Below are 1,017 nucleotides of genomic sequence, written 5' to 3'. Positions count from 1 at the left end.
CCGTGCTGGGAAAGTCGTTCGTTGTAGACCACGCTGACATACTGCGACCCGTGATCCGAATGGTGCACCAAACCTGTCGTTTCTTCAGCACACACTATCGCCTGGTTGAGAGCTTGCAGCGGCAATACTTCGGTGCGCATCGAGTCTGATAACGCCCAACCGACAATCCTCCGGGAGAACACATCGGTGACAAACGCGGTGTACACAAAACCTTTCTTCGTGCGCACGTAAGTAATATCGGCCACCCACAACTTATTCGGGCCCTGAGCTTTAAATTCACGCTCGACCAAATCCGGGCGCGTATCCACCGTCTTTGACCTACGAGTGGTCACCGGTGACCGGCCTTTGCCTTTGCCAGAAACACCAGCCAGGCGCATCAGCCGGGCGGTATGTTCACGACCGATATCGATTCCTTCACGGCGAAGAGCATGCCACATTTTTCGCACACCATAGACACCGTAATTAGCTTGATGAACAGCACTAATGCGTTCAACCAGCACAGTATCGCGAAGGCGACGAGCGCTTTGCCCACGAGCTTTGGATTGGCGATAACCACGTGAGGTGATAAACCCGCCAACCCGGTTATTCTTCAACGTCGTGCAGATGAACTCGACTGAGAAACGATCCCGGTATTCATCGATGAATCGGATCATTTCCGACGTTTTGGGTCGAGTTCCGACGCGAAAAAAGCTGAGGCAGCTTTCAACAACTCATTGGTGTCGCGTAGTTCTTGGTTTTCACGGCGTAGCCTCGCGTTTTCGGCGGCCAAATCTTCAGGTACAGGTTCTGGGATGGTTCCCGAACGGCGAGCCTGCTGGGCCCATTGACGAGCCGTGTGCCATGAAACCCCCAACTTTGGGGCTACTGCTTGGCACGCGGATTGCATCGACATATTTTCCGCCAAGATGCGGTCTTCCACGAGACGGACCACGCGGTCCTTTGCATCCTGGTCAAATTTTTTGGGCATGTTCCAGATTTTCCCATCTACTCAAACGGAACAAAACCTGGGACACTTCA

The 1,017-nt window shown here is 53.4% G+C and carries 1 protein-coding gene and 1 pseudogene; both read right to left on the bottom strand.

What is annotated here, in order from left to right:
* Nucleotides 1–653 (bottom strand): IS3 family transposase (locus U1140_RS11355; protein WP_369847962.1); only part of this gene is annotated, 653 nt, incomplete at its 3' end.
* Nucleotides 650–992, bottom strand: a pseudogene (locus U1140_RS11350) (transposase). The pseudogene U1140_RS11350 and the gene U1140_RS11355, both read right to left, overlap by 4 nt.
* Nucleotides 993–1,017 lie beyond the last annotated feature (25 nt).

It is taken from the genome of Corynebacterium drakensteinense (genome assembly GCF_041224285.1).
Taxonomy (GTDB): Bacteria; Actinomycetota; Actinomycetes; order Mycobacteriales; family Mycobacteriaceae; genus Corynebacterium.
This window is presented reverse-complemented; position numbering and strand designations above follow the sequence as displayed.